The organism is Streptomyces sp. NPDC031554 (assembly GCF_055580685.1).
This window is the reverse complement of sequence record NZ_JBVIKX010000005.1, coordinates 530,025-546,073: the sequence shown is the minus strand read 5'-3', so window position 1 is coordinate 546,073 and position 16,049 is coordinate 530,025. Positions and strand designations below refer to the sequence as shown.

Here is a 16,049-nt window from a genome sequence, read left to right as displayed (position 1 = left end):
TTTCGTGATGTTAGCCACATCGCCGAGGCGGAGTCAGCACCCCGGACGAGACCTTTCCGTGACCTCCACGGACGGGTGGCCGATATACGACGGAGCCCCGCCCGCCGTCTCCGGCGGGCGGGGCCGTGGAACTCCCCGTCCGGATGGTCAGCGCGTCGCGCGGTTGACGGCCGAGACGACCGCCTTCAGGGAGGCGCGCGTGGTGTTGGCGTCGATGCCGATGCCCCACAGCACCTTGTCGCCGATGGCGCACTCGATGTACGAGGCGGCCTGCGCGGAGGCGCCCTCGCTCATCGTGTGCTCCTGGTAGTCCAGCAGGCGTACGTCGACGCCGATGGATTCCAGGGCGTCGAAGAAGGCCGAGATCGGACCGTTGCCCGAGCCGGACAGGACCGTCTCCTCGCCGTCGACGACCGCCTCGACGGTGAGGGTGTCCACGCCGTCGGTGTCGGTGGTCGACTGGCCGGTGCGCACCTGGATGCGGCCCCAGGGGTTCTCGGGGTTGGGCAGGTACTCGTCCTGGAAGGTGGCCCAGATGTCGCCGCCGGTGACCTCGCCGCCCTCGGCGTCCGTCTTGGCCTGGATGATCTTCGAGAACTCGATCTGCATCCGGCGCGGCAGGTCCAGCTTGTGGTCGTTCTTCAGGACGTAGGCGATACCGCCCTTGCCGGACTGCGAGTTGACGCGGATGACCGCCTCGTAGGAACGGCCGACGTCCTTCGGGTCGATCGGCAGGTACGGGACCGCCCACTCGATGTCGTCGACGGTGACGCCCTTCGCGGCCGCGTCGGCCTCCATGGCGTCGAAGCCCTTCTTGATGGCGTCCTGGTGGGAGCCGGAGAAGGACGTGTAGACCAGGTCGCCCACGTACGGGTGGCGCGGGTGGACCTCCATCTGGTTGCAGTACTCCCACGTACGACGGATCTCGTCGATGTCGGAGAAGTCGATCTGCGGGTCGACGCCCTGCGAGAACAGGTTCATGCCCAGGGTGACCAGGTCGACGTTGCCGGTGCGCTCGCCCTGGCCGAACAGGCAGCCCTCGACGCGGTCGGCGCCGGCCATCAGCGCCAGCTCGGCGGCGGCGACGGCGGTGCCGCGGTCGTTGTGCGGGTGGACCGAGACGCAGACGTACTCGCGGCGGGAGAGATTGCGGCTCATCCACTCGAAGCGGTCGGCGTGGGTGGAGGGCGTCGAACGCTCGACCGTCGCCGGCAGGTTCAGGATGATCTCGCGGCCCGGGCCGGGCTGGTAGACGTCCATCACCGCCTCGCAGACCTCCAGCGCGAAGTCCAGCTCGGTGTCGGTGAAGATCTCCGGGCTGTACTGGTAGCCGAACTCCGTCTCCGGCCCCAGCAGCTTCTCGGCGTACTCCATCACCAGGCGGGTGCCGTCGACGGCGATCTGCTTGATGTCGTCCTTGGAGCCGCGGAAGACCACCCGTCGGAAGACCGGCGCGGTCGCGTTGTACAGGTGGACGGTGGCCCGCCGGGCGCCCTTCAGGGACTCCACGGTCCGCTCGATCAGGTCCTCGCGGGCCTGGGTCAGTACGGAGATCGTGACGTCGTCCGGGATCGCGCCCTCTTCCTCGATGATCGAGCGCACGAAGTCGAAGTCGGTCTGGCCGGAGGCGGGGAAGCCGACCTCGATCTCCTTGTAGCCCATGGCGACCAGCTGGTCGAACATCCGGCGCTTGCGCTCGGGCGACATCGGGTCGATCAGGGCCTGGTTGCCGTCGCGCAGGTCCGTGGAGAGCCAGCGGGGGGCGACGGTGATCCGGTTGTCCGGCCAGGTGCGGTCGGGGATGTCGACCTGGTCGTACTGCCCGTACTTGTGGATCGGCATGGTGCTGGGCTGCTGGCGGTTCGCCATCTCTGCGGGGCTCCTCAGGATGTCCGGAAGGACGGCCGACGACGCAACACGAAGCTCCGCGGGGAGGGGGTCGGCCTCGACTACAGGCCCTCGCCGCGGCAGCTAAGGAGAAGCAGCCCGAAACGCATAGTGCTCCGCACTTTAGCCGAGCCCCACGGGGCGCGCGGGACCGTTCCAGTATGCGGGACCGGTCGGATCAACCGGACAAAAAGTGCCGTATACCACTCGCGTCCATGGAGAGAGGTCCTTTGTCACCGTATTTCACCAATCATGGTTGCGAGTGGTGACAGTGCGGTCACACGGTGCGAAGGTGCCGGACATGACGACCCACGGGGGCTTCGAGCCCGTCTTCTGCACCGTCGTACCGCCCCACGTCCTGGACCGCCTGGCGCGCAGCGACGACCCCGCACTCTCCGGACCGGCGCGGCGCACCCTGCTGCGCGACGACGAACTGCGCTCGCGGCGCCGTGTGACCAGCGAGTTCCGCCTCGCGGCCGCCCCGGCCGTCAGGGCGCCCTCGGACCGGCCGCTGCGCACCGTGTACGACGCCGGGCACGGCACCGAGCTGCCCGGCACCAAGGTCCGCGGCGAGGGCGACGAGCCGGGCGGGGACGCCACGGTGAACCGCGCCCACGCCGGTCTCGGCGCCACCTTCGAGCACTTCCTCACGGCGTACGGCCGCCACTCGATCGACGGCGACGGCCTGCCCCTGGACGCCACCGTCCACTACGACGAGGACTACAACAACGCCTTCTGGAACGGCGAGCAGATGGTGTTCGGCGACGGCGACGGCGAGCTCTTCGTCGACTTCACCAACTCCCTCGACGTGATCGGCCACGAACTCGCCCACGGCGTCACCCAGTACACCGCGAACCTGACCTACTACGGCCAGCCGGGCGCCCTCAACGAGTCGATGTCCGACGTCTTCGGCGTGCTCGTCAAGCAGTACTCGCTGGGCCAGACCGCCGCCGAGGCCGACTGGCTGATCGGCGCCGAGCTGCTCGCCCCGGACGTGACCGGCCGGGCCCTGCGCTCCATGAAGGCGCCCGGCACCGCGTACGACGACGACGTGCTCGGCAAGGACCCGCAGCCCGCGACCATGGACGACTACGTGCGCACCGGCCGGGACAACGGCGGCGTCCACATCAACTCGGGCATCCCCAACCACGCGTTCTACCTGGCCGCCACCGCCCTCGGCGGCTTCGCCTGGGAGAAGGCCGGCCGGATCTGGTACGACGTGCTGACCGGCGGCGAGCTGACGGAGCGGGCGTTCTTCACCGACTTCGCGAAGCTCACCGTGAAGGCCGCGCGCGAGCGCTTCGGCGACGGCGGCGAGGAGTTCCGGGCCGTGGAGAAGGCGTGGGAGCGGGTGGGGGTGCGGATCTCGTAGATCCGTACTAGACACGGTCCATGCGGATTCACGTACGACGCACGGGCGGCTTCGCGGGCATCGAGCGCGCCGCCGGGGTCGACACCTTGGGGCGGCCCGACGCCCGCACCTGGGAAGTCCTGGCCGAGCGGGTGCTGGCGGACGGCCGGCGGTCCCGCCCGGCCGGGGTCCCGGACGGGTTCGGTTACGAGATCACGGTGGACGGCGCGACGGTGTACGCGGCCGACCCCCGGCTCACCCCGCAGGAGCGCGAGCTGGTCTCGCGCGTACTGAAGGAGGGCGCGTAACGGCCTTTTCCCACAAGGGCGTTGACTTCCCTCACCGGGGGTACGGATGATCTCGCCCATGGCGACTGACGCGCGCGGAACGGCACACCCGGTACCCCGGTTCCCGGCCGGCTTCCTGTGGGGTGTCTCGACCTCCGCCCACCAGATCGAGGGCGCGGCGGACACGCGCGAGGAGTCGGTCTGGGACGTCTTCACGGCCGGGCCCGGGCGGGTCGCGGACGGCTCCACGGCCGCGGTGGCCTGCGACCACTACCACCGCCACGCCGAGGACGTGGCGCTCCTGTCCGGCCTGGGCGTGGACGCGTACCGCTTCTCGGTCTCCTGGCCGCGGGTGAACTCCCCCGGCGGCCTCGACTTCTACGACCGGCTGGTGGACGACCTGCTGGCGGCCGGCGTGCGCCCGGTGCCCACGCTCTTCCACTGGGACCTGCCGGCCCGGCTGGACTGGCTGGAGCGGGACACCGCGCACCGCTTCGCCGCGTACGTGTCCGTGGTCGCGGACCGTCTCGGCGACCGCGTCCAGCGGTGGATCACCCTCAACGAGCCCGCCGAACACACCCTGCTGGGCCATGCCCTGGGCACCCACGCCCCCGGCCGGCGGCTGATGTTCGACGCGCTGCCGGTCGCCCACCACCAGCTCCTCGCCCACGGTCTGGCCGTCCGGGCGCTGCGGGCGGCGGGCGCCCGGGACGTCGGCATCGCCAACTCCCACGGCCCCACCTGGCCCGCCTCCGCCGAGCCCGCCGACCTGGAGGCCGCCGCCTTCTACGACGTCCTGCTGAACCGGCTCTTCGCGGACCCGCTCCTGCTGGGCGCGTACCCGGAGGGGCTGGGCGAACTGATGCCCGGTGACGTGGCGGCCGACCTGGAGGTCATCGCCGAGCCCCTCGACTTCTACGGCGTCAACTACTACGCCCCCACCCGCGTCGGCGCCCCGCAGGACACCGGGAGCGAATTCGGCGGCGTCCGCATCCCGGCCGGACTGCCCTTCACCGTGCGGCAGATCGAGGGCGTCCCGGTCACCGACTTCGGCTGGCCCGTGGTTCCCGAAGGCCTGACCGAACTCCTGACCGGCTTCGCCGGACGCTACGGCGACCGTCTCCCGCCGGTCGTCATCACCGAGAACGGGTGCAGCTACCCCGGCGTCGACGACCAGGACCGCATCGCCTACCTCGACGGGCACCTGCGCGCCCTGCACCGGGCGATGGAGGCGGGCGTGGACGTGCGCGGCTACTTCGTGTGGTCGCTGCTGGACAACTTCGAGTGGGCGCAGGGCTACGAACGCCGCTTCGGCCTGGTCCACGTGGACTTCTCCGACTCCGGCGCGCTCAAGCGCACCCCCAAGGCCTCCTACGCCTGGCTGCGGGACGTCCTGCGGGCCCAGCGGGACGGAGGCCGGGACGGGGGCGGCGGGGGCCTGCCCGTCGGCGGCTCCTAGGGCGTGTTGCGAAAGTCCCGTCTGCCCTTCGGGCAGACGGCGCTACTTTCGCAACACCCCCTAGAACCCCAGCTTCCGCAGCTGCTTGGGGTCCCGCTGCCAGTCCTTGGCGACCTTCACGTGCAGGTCCAGGAAGACGGCCGTCCCCAGGAGCGCCTCGATCTGCTTGCGGGACTTGATGCCGACGTCCTTCAGGCGCTTGCCCTTCGGGCCGATGATGATGCCCTTCTGGCTGGGGCGCTCGATGTAGATGTTGGCGTGGACGTCGAGGAGTGGCTTGTCCGCGGGTCGGTCCTCGCGCGGGAGCATCTCCTCCACGACCACCGCGATGGAGTGCGGCAGTTCGTCGCGGACGCCCTCCAGGGCCGCCTCGCGGATCAGCTCGGCGACCATCACCTGCTCGGGCTCGTCCGTCAGGTCGCCCTCGGGGTACAGCGGCGGGCTCTCGGGCATCATCGGGATCAGCAGGTCGGCGAGCAGTTCGACCTGCTGGTCCCCGACGGCGGAGACGGGCACGATCTCGGCCCACTCGATGCCCAGCTCCTTGCCGAGCTGGTCGATGGCGATCAGCTGCTCGGCGAGCGCCTTGGAGTCGACGAGGTCGGTCTTCGTCACGACCGCGACCTTCGGCGTCCGCTTGATCCCGGCCAGCTCCTTGGCGATGAAGCGGTCGCCGGGGCCCAGCTTCTCGTTGGCCGGCAGGCAGAAGCCGATGACGTCGACCTCCGCCCAGGTGGTGCGCACGACGTCGTTGAGCCGCTCGCCCAGCAGGGTGCGCGGCTTGTGGAGGCCGGGGGTGTCCACGAGGATCAGCTGCGCGTCCGGCCGGTGCACGATGCCCCGCACCGTGTGCCGGGTGGTCTGCGGACGGTTGGAGGTGATCGCCACCTTCTTCCCGACCAGAGCGTTCGTGAGGGTGGACTTGCCCGCGTTGGGGCGACCGACGAAACAGGCGAAACCGGCCCGGTGGGCGGCCTCGGCCGGCTGCTCGGATGACTGGGTACGAACGCTCATGCCGCCCATTCTCCCTGATCCACGAAGCCCTGCCGCACAACCGCCCGAGAGCACCCCCGGACGTGAGCGTCCGGAAACCCGTACGCAACGAAACGTCCCGGAAACACCCCCGTGCACGCGCGGAAACGCGTGCCCGTGACCCTCTGACGAGCCCCCGCACCGTTGGAGACGACCGTGACCCTCGCCGCCGCTCGGATCGACACCGGCGACACCGCCTGGCTGCTCGCCGCCACCGCACTGGTCCTGCTGATGACACCGGGCCTCGCCCTGTTCTACGGCGGCATGGTCCGCACGAAGAGCGTCCTCAACATGCTGATGATGAGCTTCGTGTCGATCGCGCTGGTCACCGTCGTGTGGCTGACCGCCGGATACTCCCTCGCCTTCGGACCCGACGCCGGCGGCGGACTCGTCGGCACCCTGGAGCACGCCGGGATGGCCGGCCTCGGCCCGGACAGCGTGCGGGGCACCGTGCCGACCCTGCTGTTCGCCACCTTCCAGCTCACGTTCGCCGTCGTCACGGCGGCCCTGATCAGCGGCGCGGTCGCGGACCGCGCGAAATTCGGGGCCTGGCTGGTCTTCGTGCCCCTCTGGACGCTCCTGGTGTACGTTCCGGTCGCGCACTGGGCGTGGGGGCCGGACGGCTGGATCCTGAACGCTCTCGGGGCGCTCGACTTCGCCGGCGGGCTCCCCGTGGAGATCACCTCGGGCGCCTCCGGCCTGGCGCTGTGCCTGGTCCTCGGCCCGCGCCTCGGCTTCGGGAAGGACGCCATGCGTCCGCACAACCTCCCCATGGTCGTGCTGGGCGCGGGCCTGCTCTGGTTCGGCTGGTTCGGCTTCAACGCGGGCTCGGCCCTCGGCGCGAACGGCCTCGCGGCCGCCGTCTTCCTCAACACCCTGGCCGCCGGCTGCACCGGCCTGCTGGGCTGGCTCTTCGTCGAGCAGAAGCGCGACGGACACCCCACGACCCTGGGCGCGGCCTCCGGCGCCGTCGCGGGGCTGGTCGCCGTCACCCCGGCCTGCGGCTCGGTCTCCCTGCTCGGCGCCCTGGCCGTCGGCCTCGCCGCCGGCGTGGTCTGCTCCTACGCCGTGAGCTGGAAGTTCCGGTTCGGCTACGACGACTCCCTCGACGTGGTCGGCGTCCACCTGGTCGGCGGGATCATCGGCACCCTGCTCATCGGCGTCTTCGCCGTCGAGTCGATGACCGGCGGCCCGCGGGGCCTGCTCGACGGCGGCGGCCTCGCCCAGCTCGGCAGGCAGTCCGTGGCCGTCCTCGCCGTCGGCGCGTACGCCTTCCTCATGACGTACGGCATCGCCCGGCTGCTCCACCGCACGCTCGGCCTGCGGGCCGACGAGGAGCACGAGCACACCGGGCTGGACCTCGCGGTGCACGCCGAGACCGCATACGATCACGGCGTCCTCGGCCACGGCGCCCCGGTCGGCGCGTCCCCCGTCCCCTCCGTCCGGAAGGTCAAGCCCCAGGCATGAAGCTCATCACCGCGATCGTGAAGCCGTACCGCCTCGACGAGGTCAAGACCGCGCTCCAGGAACTGGGCGTGCACGGTCTGACCGTCACCGAGGCCAGCGGCTACGGCCGCCAGCACGGCCACACCGAGGTGTACCGCGGGGCCGAGTACCGGGTCGATCTCGTCCCGAAGGTCCGGATCGAGGTCGTCGTCGAGGACGCGGACTCCGAGACCGTCCTCGACGCGATCGTCGGGGCCGCCCGGACGGGGAAGATCGGCGACGGGAAGGTGTGGGCCGTGCCGGTCGAGACGGTCGTCCGGGTCCGCACCGGCGAGCGCGGACCCGACGCGCTCTGACCGGCGGCCCGACGGGGAACGTCGGCCGCGGCCACCGGCCGGGGCCGCGTGGGGAGGGGCGTGCCCGCCGACTCCCGGGCGTCCCCGCCCCGCGCGGCCGGCGTCGCGCCGGTCCGGTCGGGGTGCGTACGCCGAGGTCCGGTCCGGTCGGGGTGCGTACGCCGAGGTCCGGTGAGTCGGTCGCGCCGTCCGGGCGGCGGCCCGCACCCGCCGCGGACGTCCGTCTCAGCCGGCGGAGGCGCTGAGCCGCACCGTCCCGTCGGGCGCGGCCACCAGCAGCGGCGTCCCCGGCCCGCCGAGGTCCGCGACCGCGGCCAGGTCCGCCTCTGCGGCGCCCTCCGCGGACGTCACCACCGCCGCCGCCTCCAGCGACCGCGCCCCCGACGCCACGGCCATCGCGACCGCCGTCCGCACCGCGCTCAGCTTCAGCGACGGCAGGTCCACCGTCCCGGCGACGTAGGTGCGTCCCGTCTCGTCCCGTACGGCGGCCCCCTCGGCCACGCCGTTGCGGGCCCGCGCCGAACGGGCCAGGGTGACGATCTTGCGGTCCTCGGGACCAAGCGCGTTGATGTCGGTCATCCCCCGAGCATACGAAGGGGCCGGCCCGGCGGACGCGCAGGGGCGGGGGGTCTCAGGGCCGGTCGAGGCGGAGCCGCTCGGCGCGCGGCAGGCCGGCCACCACCAGGTCGTAGGAGTCCTCGACCAGCTCCCGGACCAGCCGGTCCGGGAGGCCGCCGTCCGCGGTCACCGTGTTCCAGTGCCGTTTGTTCATGTGGTGGCCCGGGACGACCAGGCCGGGGTGCTCCCCGCGCAGCCGGACCGCGTCCTGCGGGTCGCACTTGAGGTTCACCGTCAGGGGCTCCGCGTCCAGGGCCGTCAGCGCGAAGAGTCTGCCCGCGACCTTGAAGACCGAGATCTCCGGGCGGAAGGGGAAGTCCTCCACCGCCGCCTCGAACGACAGGCACAGGGCGCGCAGTTCCCGCGGGGTCACTCCGCCGCCCCGTCCTTCGGGGGTTCCACCGGCTCCACCAGCACCGTGACGATCTTGTTCCGGCGACCGGCCGCGGCCTCCGCCGTCAGCCGCAGGACACGGCCGTCGGGCAGGTCGACGGTCGAGGAGGCACCGGCGATCGGCACCCTGCCCAGCGCCTTCGCGAGCAGTCCGCCGACGGTCTCCACGTCCTCGTCGTCGTACTCCTCCAGGCCGTACAGCTCGCCGAGGTCGGTGATGTCCAGGCGTGCGGTGACCCGGTGGCGGCCGTCGCCCAGTTCCTCCACGGGCGGGAGTTCCCGGTCGTACTCGTCGGTGATCTCCCCGACGATCTCCTCGAGGATGTCCTCGATGGTGACGATGCCCGCGGTGCCGCCGTACTCGTCGATGACCACGGCGACGTGGTTGCGCTCCTGCTGCATCTCGCGCAGCAGGTCGCCGGCGTTCTTGGTGTCGGGGACGAACGCGGCGGGCCGCATCGCCGTCGACACCAGGTCGCTCTCCGACTCCCGGCTGATGTGCGTCCTGCGGACCAGGTCCTTGAGGTACACGATCCCGACGATGTCGTCCTCGCTCTCCCCGGTGACGGGTATCCGCGAGAAGCCGGAGCGCAGCGCCAGGGTGAGGGCCTGCCGGATCGTCTTGTACCGCTCGATGACGACCAGGTCGGTCCTGGGCACCATGACCTCGCGCACGAGCGTGTCGCCCAGTTCGAAGACCGAGTGCACCATCCGGCGCTCGTCGTCCTCGATCAGCGACTCCTTCTCCGCGAGGTCGACCAGCGCGCGCAGCTCCGCCTCGGAGGCGAACGGGCCGCGCCTGAAGCCCTTGCCGGGCGTGAGCGCGTTGCCGATGAGGATCAGCAGCGACGGGATCGGGCCCATGATCCGCGCCAGCGGCAGCAGCACGTACGCCGCCGCCGTCGCCGTGTTCAGCGGGTGCTGGCGACCGATGGTGCGCGGGGAGACGCCCACCGCGACGTACGACACCAGGACCATCACGCCGATCGCGGCGAGCAGCGCGGGCGTCGTGCCGTCGATCGTCCGCAGACAGGCGTGGGTGACCAGCGCGGCCGCCGCCATCTCGCAGACCACGCGGACCAGCAGCGCCACGTTGAGATAGCGGGTCGGGTCGGCCGCGACCTGCGCGAGTTTCGCGCTGCCGCGCCGCCCGGAGCGGACGGCCTCCTCGGCGCGGAAACTGGAGACGCGCGCGAGGCCGGCCTCCGCGCAGGCGGCGAGCCACGCCACGACGACCAGGGCGATCGCACCGAGGACGAGGGGAAGGCTCATGACACGGTCGGGGCCGGGGACGGGCCGGTGTGGCCCTTCTCCGCGCGCCAGCCGTCCACGATGGCCGCCTGCAGGCCGAACATCTCGGCCTTCTCGTCGGGCTCCTCGTGGTCGTAGCCCAGCAGGTGCAGCACGCCATGGACGGTGAGCAGCTGGAGCTCCTCGTCCATGGAGTGCCGCGTCGGCGCTTCCTCCCCCTGCTTCTTCGCGACCTCGGGGCACAGCACGATGTCGCCGAGCAGTCCCTGCGGGGGCTCGTCGTCGTCCTTCGACGGCGGACGCAGCTCGTCCATCGGGAAGGACATGACGTCCGTCGGCCCCGGCAGGTCCATCCACTGGATGTGCAGCTGCTCCATGGCGTCGGCGTCCACGACGATCACCGACAGCTCGGAGAGCGGGTGGATGCGCATCCGCGCGAGGGCGTAGCGGGCGATGTCGAGGATCGCCTGCTCGTCGACCTCGGTTCCGGACTCGTTGTTGACGTCGATCGACATGGTGGTGCTCGGTCTACTTCCCCTTGTGCCCGGACTTGCCCCGGCCGCCCTTGTGCGTGCCGTTCTCCGTGCCGTGCGTGTCGTCGTACTTCTCGTACGCGTCGACGATACGGCCCACCAGCTTGTGCCGTACGACGTCCTGGGACGACAGCCGGGAGAAGTGGACGTCCTCCACGCCCTCCAGGATGTCCTGGACCTGGCGCAGCCCGGACCTGGTGCCGCTCGGCAGGTCGACCTGCGTCACGTCGCCGGTGATCACGATCTTCGAGTCGAAGCCGAGCCGGGTGAGGAACATCTTCATCTGCTCGGGGCTCGTGTTCTGGGCCTCGTCCAGGATGATGAAAGCATCATTGAGAGTGCGTCCGCGCATGTACGCCAGCGGCGCCACCTCGATCGTCCCCGCGGCCATCAGCTTCGGGATCGAGTCCGGGTCGAGCATGTCGTGCAGCGCGTCGTACAGCGGGCGCAGGTAGGGGTCGATCTTCTCGTAGAGGGTGCCGGGGAGGAAGCCGAGGCGTTCGCCGGCCTCGACCGCGGGGCGGGTCAGGATGATCCGGTTGACCTGCTTGGACTGCAGTGCCTGGACCGCCTTGGCCATCGCCAGGTAGGTCTTGCCGGTACCGGCCGGGCCGATGCCGAAGACGATCGTGTGCTTGTCGATCGCGTCGACGTACCGCTTCTGGTTGAGGGTCTTGGGTCTGATCGTGCGGCCGCGTGAGGACAGGATGTTCTGCGTCAGAACCTCGGCCGGGGTCTCCTGGCCGTCGTTCGTCCCGTTCTCACTCGCCCGCAGCATGGCGATCGAGCGTTCCACTGCGTCCTCCGTCATCGGCTGCCCGGTGCGGAGCACCAGCATCATCTCGTCGAACAGGCGCTGGACCATGGCGACTTCCCGCGGATCGCCGACCGCGCTGATCTCATTGCCCCGGACATGGATGTCGGCCGCCGGGAAGGCCGTCTCGATCACGCGCAGGAGGGAGTCTCCGGACCCCAGCACGGTCACCATGGGGTGCTGGGCGGGAACGGTGAACTGTGCTCTCGCCTCGTCCTGCGCGGACGTGTGAGCTGTCGGTGTCTGAGTCATAGGCCGGCCCGAAGGCCTCTACGTCCTCCCGGATACGACTCGCCTGCCACGAGGGCGGCCTGGCGGTTTCCAGGGTACGCCAGGGGGATGGCAACGCCGCAGGGCTTTTCGAACAAGGGCCCGCCCGCGGGCGGGCGGTGTCCCGGCTCAGGCCGAGCGGCCGAACCCGATGGTGGGGACCGCCCTGCGGCGGGGCCACAAGGTGGCCTGCCGGGTGGGCAGCAGGTCCTCCAGGAACGCGTACCGCCGCAGTGCCTCCGGGTTCTGGGTCCGCACCGACTGCACGCGGCGCCACCAGGCGGCGACCTCGGACCAGCCGGGCGCGGACAGCGAGCCGCCGAACTCCTGGACCGACAGGGCGGCGGTCAGGCCGGCGAAGGCCAGGCGGTCCGCGAGCGGCCACTCGGCCAGCGTGCCCGTGACGAAACCGGCCACGAAGACGTCCCCCGCGCCGGTGGGGTCGAGGGCCTCGACGGCGATCGCGGGGACCTCCGCGGTCTCGCCCGTGCGGCCGTCCACCGCGTAGGCGCCCTCGGCGCCGAGGGTGACGACCGCGAGCGGCACGTGCGCGGTGAGGGCGTGGGCCGCGGCGCGCGGGCAGGTGGCGCCCGTGTAGCGCATGGCCTCCTGCGCGTTGGGCAGGAAGGCCTCGCAGTGCTCCAGGTCGGCCAGGCCGGCCAGGTCCCAGGCGCCCGTGTCGTCCCAGCCGACGTCCGCGAAGACGCGGGTGCCGCGGCCCGCCGCCTGCGCGATCCAGGGCTCGCGCCGGCCGGGGGTGAGGGAGGCCACGGCGGCCCTGGCGTGCGGCGCGGAGGCGGGGGCGGCCTCCTGCGGGGGCGGTTCGTGGCCGTGGGAGACCATCGTGCGTTCGCCCTCGTACGCCATCGAGACGGTGACCGGGGAGTGCCAGCCGGGGACCGTGCGGGACGTGGTCAGGTCGATGCCCTCGCCCTGTTCCAGGGTGTCCCAGCAGTACTCGCCGTAGTGGTCGTCGCCGAAGGCGGCGGCGAGGGCGGTCCGCAGGCCCAGGCGGGACAGGGCGGTGGCCATGTTGGCGACGCCGCCGGGGCTGGAGCCCATGCCGCGGGCCCAGGACTCGGTGCCGCGGACGGGGGCGGAGTCCAGGCCGGTGAAGATGATGTCGAGGAAGACGGTGCCGGTGAGGTAGACGTCCCAGGGCGGGTCCGTGGGGGCGCGCCGGGCGGCCAGGGGGTCCACCTGGGCCTGGCGTGGGTGTCGGTGGTGTCCCTCTCCGGTGGACGCGGTCACGGTGCGCTCCCTGACGTGGTGCCGATCCGGCCAGTGTGCACCACGTCGGGGACGAGGCGTCGGCGTCAGGGGCGGGTGTCGGGGCGGGATGGCGGGGCGGGGTGCCGCCGGTCCGGCCGGCGGGCCGTCACCAGCGGGGGACGGCGGGTGTCGTCCAGTCCGGGGTCGCCACGCGCATGGCCGCCTCGTCGTCCCGGTCGCGGTACGCGCCCCGGTCGTCGAGCCAGCGCCGGTGGAGGCGGTGGAGACGGTCGCGGTCCAGTTCGACGCCCAGGCCCGGGGTGTCGGGGACGGTGATCCTGCCCCCGGTGAAGGCGAGGCGGTCGGTGAGGACGTCCTCGGACTGCCAGGGGTAGTGGGAGTCGCAGGCGTGGTGGAGACCGGGGACGGTGGCGGCGACGTGGGTCATGGCGGCGAGGCTGATGCCGAGGTGGGTGTTGGAGTGCATGGACACGTCGACGCCGAAGGTGCGGCAGATCGCGGCCAGGTGCTGGGTGTTGCGCAGGCCGCCCCAGTAGTGGTGGTCGGAGAGGACGACCTGGACGGCGTCGCGGGCGAAGGCCTCCTCGATCTCGGCGAACGTCGTCACGCACATGTTGGTGGCGAGCGGTACGCCGGTCGCGGCCGCCACCTCGGCCATGGCGGGGGTGCCGAGCGCGGGGTCCTCCAGGTACTCGAGGACGTCCTCGAGTTCCCGGGCCACGCGCAGTGAGGTCGCGACGCTCCAGGCGCCGTTGGGGTCCAGCCGGAGGGGGTGGCCGGGGAAGGCCTCGGCGAGGGCGCGGACGGCGGCGATCTCCTCGTCGGGCGGGAAGACGCCGCCCTTGAGCTTGAAGGAGGTGAAGCCGTACCGCTCCTTGAACGCGCGGGCCTGTTCGACGATGCCCGCCGGGTCGAGCGCCGCGCCCCAGTCGTCCTTCTCGTGGGGCACCGGCTCCGGGTGGTCGGCCCACTTGTAGAAGAGGTAGGCGCTGTACTCGACGGTGTCGCGCACCTTGCCGCCCAGCAGGCGGTGCACCGGCAGGCCGAGCGCCTTGCCCAGGGCGTCCAGGCAGGCGACCTCGAAGGCGGAGACCACGGACAGGCGCAGTTTGTCGGCGGTCTGGACGCCCCGCAGGCCGCCGACGTCCACCTGGTCGAGGATGCGGGAGCGGTCCACCTCCATCTCGTCCCCGAGGGTGAACAGCGCGTTCAGGTCGCTGACCTGACGGCCGACGAGCTTCTTCGCGTAGGGGCGGGCCAGGTCGAGGTACTTGGTGTCGCCGTAGGTCTCGCCCAGGCCCGTGACGCCGTCCGCCGTGACGATCTCCACGATGAGGCGCGGGGTGTACGGCTGGTGCACGCCCTGGGTGTTGAGGAGGGGCGGGTCGGCGATCAGGATCGGCGTCAGCCGTACGTCCGTGACGGTGAGGTCCACCCGGCCATCTCCCTATGTGAAAGTCGTCCATGTATGAGGATGGAGGCTAGATACACGGACCGCTGACGTCAACGCAGCCCCGCCGCGCGGGGCCGGCCGGGAGCGGTGGGGACGCACGCGCTTACCCGGCCGCCCATCGACCAAACCGATGGTGACCCAGATCACCCCCGTCCCGCTTCTGCTCGCAACTACGTGCTTGATACAAATTGGCCGCGCGTTCCTGTCCCCGGACGGTCGTCGCTCCTCCCTCTTCCCGAGCCGCTCCTCGCCGAGCCGCTCCTTCGCCTGCCCTGGAACGCCCGTGTTCGCGCCCCGCACCACGCCCTGGCCCCTCGTCGCCCTCTTCACGGCCGGGTACCTCGCTCCCTACCTGCTGCCGACCGTCGTGGGACGCCTGGGTTCGGGGCTCGCCCTGACGGCCACCCAGGCCGGGGCCGTGGGCAGCGCGCTGCTGCTGAGCTCGGCCTCGGCCGGGTTCGCGCTGGCCTCGCGCGTCGAGCGGATCGGGGCCCGCACGCTGGCCCGCGTCGGCCTGGTGCTCGCCGTCGTCGGGTACGGCGGGGCCGCCCTCGCCGGGAACGTGCCGGTGGTCGTCGCGGGCGCGGTGCTGGGCGGATTCGGGTCCGGTACGGCCACGACGGTCGCCGCCACCCGGATCGCCGCCGAGCCCGACCCGCACCGCGCCTCCACGCTCGGCCTGCTCGGGGTGTCCGCGCTCGCGGGGGTCGTCTACCTGACGGTGCCGCACCTGGGGCCCGGACACGGGCAGCCGCTGGCCGCGATCGCCCTCACCGCCGTCGCCGTGTGGCCGCTGACCGGGCGGCTCCCCGGGCGTGCGGTCCCCGCTCCGGTCCGGCCCGGGGGCGGTTCCGCGCGGCTGCCGCAGCTGCGGTCCGGACTGGTGCTGGCCGCCGCCGTGCCGTGCTGGTCGCTGGTGCAGAACTCCCTGTGGGGGGTGAGCGGGCGCATCGGCCTGACGCAGGCGGGGCTGAACGAGACCGGCGTCGGGGTCGTCTTCGCCGTGGCGCTCGGCGCCGGGCTGCTGGGGGTGCTGGGCGCGGGGGCGCTGGGCGCGCGGCTGGGCCGGGCGCTGCCCATCGGCGGCGGGACCGTGCTGATCGCCGGGTGCGTCGTGGTCAGCGCGTCGGCGACCGGCCCGGGGAGCTTCGCGGCGGGCGAGATCGCCTGGAACGTCTTCTACCCGGTCGTGCTGTCGTACCTGATCGGGCTGGCCGCCTCGCTCGACCCGCGCGGGCGCTGGGCGGTGCTGGTCGGCTCGGCGTCCTCCCTGGGGACGGCGGCGGGGCCGCTGACCGGGAGCCTGCTGTCGGCGTGGGCCGGTTTCCCGGTGATGGGGCTGGTGCTGGGCGCCGGACTGCTGGTGGTGGCGGTGCCGATGACCGCCGTCGCGCTGCACGCGGGCGGACGCCCGCTGCTGCCGGGCGCGGTCCGGCGGCGCGGCGGAACCCCGGCGGCCGTCCTCGCCGCGTCCACCGGCGCGCCCGTCGGGGCGGTGCCGCCGGTGGGCGCGGCGGCACAGGCGGTGGTGGAGATCGCGGTGGAGGTCCCGGCGGGCGTGTCCGCCCAGGGCTCCTACGACACCGCCGGGCCCCGGCGGGCGGGCGCCGCGCCGGGGGCCGGGCGGTAGGTGTCCTGATCATGCGTCCCGATGACGCCGGTGACC

The 16,049-nt window shown here is 72.2% G+C and carries 15 protein-coding genes; 6 read left to right on the top strand and 9 right to left on the bottom strand.

Annotated elements, in window-relative coordinates; translation table 11 throughout:
* Window positions 1-147: 147 nt before the first annotated feature.
* The gene (gene leuA / locus ACZ5FU_RS17105; RefSeq protein WP_451530134.1) at window positions 148-1,869 is read right to left on the bottom strand and encodes a 2-isopropylmalate synthase; all 1,722 of its coding nucleotides are present in this window, start codon (window positions 1,867-1,869) and stop codon (window positions 148-150) included.
* Window positions 1,870-2,188: 319 nt separating this feature from the next.
* Between leuA and ACZ5FU_RS17100 the strand changes: the two genes are divergently transcribed.
* Genes ACZ5FU_RS17100 through ACZ5FU_RS17090 form a run of 3 tightly spaced genes read left to right on the top strand, consistent with a single transcriptional unit; the run spans window position 2,189 to window position 4,984 of the window.
* Window positions 2,189-3,259, top strand: coding sequence for a M4 family metallopeptidase (locus ACZ5FU_RS17100; RefSeq protein WP_468642795.1), 1,071 nt, complete (start codon window positions 2,189-2,191; stop codon window positions 3,257-3,259).
* Window positions 3,260-3,279: 20 nt separating this feature from the next.
* Complete coding sequence (locus ACZ5FU_RS17095) at window positions 3,280-3,546, top strand: protealysin inhibitor emfourin (RefSeq protein ID WP_469045494.1); 267 nt, start codon at window positions 3,280-3,282, stop codon at window positions 3,544-3,546.
* 58 nt (window positions 3,547-3,604) lie between these two features.
* Window positions 3,605-4,984 (top strand): GH1 family beta-glucosidase, encoded by a 1,380-nt coding sequence (locus ACZ5FU_RS17090; RefSeq protein WP_451530137.1) that lies wholly within the window; start codon window positions 3,605-3,607, stop codon window positions 4,982-4,984.
* Between the two features lie 60 nt (window positions 4,985-5,044).
* Here ACZ5FU_RS17090 and era read toward each other — a convergent pair whose 3' ends face one another.
* A complete protein-coding gene (era, locus tag ACZ5FU_RS17085) occupies window positions 5,045-5,998 on the bottom strand; it encodes a GTPase Era (protein WP_451775712.1) in 954 nt (317 codons plus the stop codon).
* Between the two features lie 174 nt (window positions 5,999-6,172).
* Here era and ACZ5FU_RS17080 point away from each other — a divergent pair, with 174 nt between their 5' ends.
* A complete protein-coding gene (locus ACZ5FU_RS17080) occupies window positions 6,173-7,483 on the top strand; it encodes an ammonium transporter (protein ID WP_451528264.1) in 1,311 nt (436 codons plus the stop codon).
* A complete protein-coding gene (locus ACZ5FU_RS17075; protein WP_451528263.1) occupies window positions 7,480-7,818 on the top strand; it encodes a P-II family nitrogen regulator in 339 nt (112 codons plus the stop codon). Before ACZ5FU_RS17080 ends, ACZ5FU_RS17075 begins: the two co-directional genes overlap by 4 nt.
* Window positions 7,819-8,043: 225 nt before the next feature.
* On the opposite strand, the gene ACZ5FU_RS17070 is transcribed toward ACZ5FU_RS17075, so the two are convergent.
* From ACZ5FU_RS17070 to ACZ5FU_RS17040, 7 genes are all read right to left on the bottom strand, one after another.
* A complete protein-coding gene (locus ACZ5FU_RS17070) occupies window positions 8,044-8,397 on the bottom strand; it encodes a cytidine deaminase (protein ID WP_451528262.1) in 354 nt (117 codons plus the stop codon).
* A gap of 52 nt (window positions 8,398-8,449) precedes the next feature.
* On the bottom strand, window positions 8,450-8,809 hold the full coding sequence (locus ACZ5FU_RS17065; RefSeq protein WP_451528261.1) for an MmcQ/YjbR family DNA-binding protein: 360 nt from the start codon (window positions 8,807-8,809) through the stop codon (window positions 8,450-8,452).
* Window positions 8,806-10,101, bottom strand: coding sequence for a hemolysin family protein (locus ACZ5FU_RS17060; RefSeq protein WP_451528260.1), 1,296 nt, complete (start codon window positions 10,099-10,101; stop codon window positions 8,806-8,808). The genes ACZ5FU_RS17065 and ACZ5FU_RS17060 overlap by 4 nt, the downstream gene beginning before the upstream one ends.
* On the bottom strand, window positions 10,098-10,595 hold the full coding sequence (ybeY, locus tag ACZ5FU_RS17055) for an rRNA maturation RNase YbeY (protein ID WP_366057447.1): 498 nt from the start codon (window positions 10,593-10,595) through the stop codon (window positions 10,098-10,100). The genes ACZ5FU_RS17060 and ybeY overlap by 4 nt, the downstream gene beginning before the upstream one ends.
* Window positions 10,596-10,608: 13 nt before the next feature.
* Window positions 10,609-11,679, bottom strand: coding sequence for a PhoH family protein (locus ACZ5FU_RS17050; RefSeq protein WP_451528259.1), 1,071 nt, complete (start codon window positions 11,677-11,679; stop codon window positions 10,609-10,611).
* Between the two features lie 147 nt (window positions 11,680-11,826).
* Window positions 11,827-12,948 carry a carbohydrate kinase family protein gene (locus ACZ5FU_RS17045; protein WP_451528258.1) on the bottom strand — a complete coding sequence of 374 codons (1,122 nt, stop codon included), beginning with the start codon at window positions 12,946-12,948 and terminating at the stop codon, window positions 11,827-11,829.
* Between the two features lie 127 nt (window positions 12,949-13,075).
* On the bottom strand, window positions 13,076-14,365 hold the full coding sequence (locus tag ACZ5FU_RS17040) for a glucarate dehydratase family protein (protein ID WP_469045493.1): 1,290 nt from the start codon (window positions 14,363-14,365) through the stop codon (window positions 13,076-13,078).
* Window positions 14,366-14,666: 301 nt separating this feature from the next.
* On the opposite strand from ACZ5FU_RS17040, the gene ACZ5FU_RS17035 reads away from it, so the two are divergent.
* Window positions 14,667-16,013: an MFS transporter gene (locus tag ACZ5FU_RS17035; RefSeq protein WP_469045492.1), complete on the top strand. Its 1,347-nt coding sequence runs from the start codon at window positions 14,667-14,669 to the stop codon at window positions 16,011-16,013.
* Window positions 16,014-16,049 lie beyond the last annotated feature (36 nt).

Coding starts and splice junctions, on each gene's coding strand:
- leuA (WP_451530134.1), bottom strand. CDS start 1,869: ATGGCGAACCGCCAGCAGCCCAGCACCATGCCGATCCACAAGTACGGG.
- ACZ5FU_RS17100 (WP_468642795.1), top strand. CDS start 2,189: ATGACGACCCACGGGGGCTTCGAGCCCGTCTTCTGCACCGTCGTACCG.
- ACZ5FU_RS17095 (WP_469045494.1), top strand. CDS start 3,280: ATGCGGATTCACGTACGACGCACGGGCGGCTTCGCGGGCATCGAGCGC.
- ACZ5FU_RS17090 (WP_451530137.1), top strand. CDS start 3,605: ATGGCGACTGACGCGCGCGGAACGGCACACCCGGTACCCCGGTTCCCG.
- era (WP_451775712.1), bottom strand. CDS start 5,998: ATGAGCGTTCGTACCCAGTCATCCGAGCAGCCGGCCGAGGCCGCCCAC.
- ACZ5FU_RS17075 (WP_451528263.1), top strand. CDS start 7,480: ATGAAGCTCATCACCGCGATCGTGAAGCCGTACCGCCTCGACGAGGTC.
- ACZ5FU_RS17070 (WP_451528262.1), bottom strand. CDS start 8,397: ATGACCGACATCAACGCGCTTGGTCCCGAGGACCGCAAGATCGTCACC.
- ACZ5FU_RS17060 (WP_451528260.1), bottom strand. CDS start 10,101: ATGAGCCTTCCCCTCGTCCTCGGTGCGATCGCCCTGGTCGTCGTGGCG.
- ybeY (WP_366057447.1), bottom strand. CDS start 10,595: ATGTCGATCGACGTCAACAACGAGTCCGGAACCGAGGTCGACGAGCAG.
- ACZ5FU_RS17050 (WP_451528259.1), bottom strand. CDS start 11,679: ATGACTCAGACACCGACAGCTCACACGTCCGCGCAGGACGAGGCGAGA.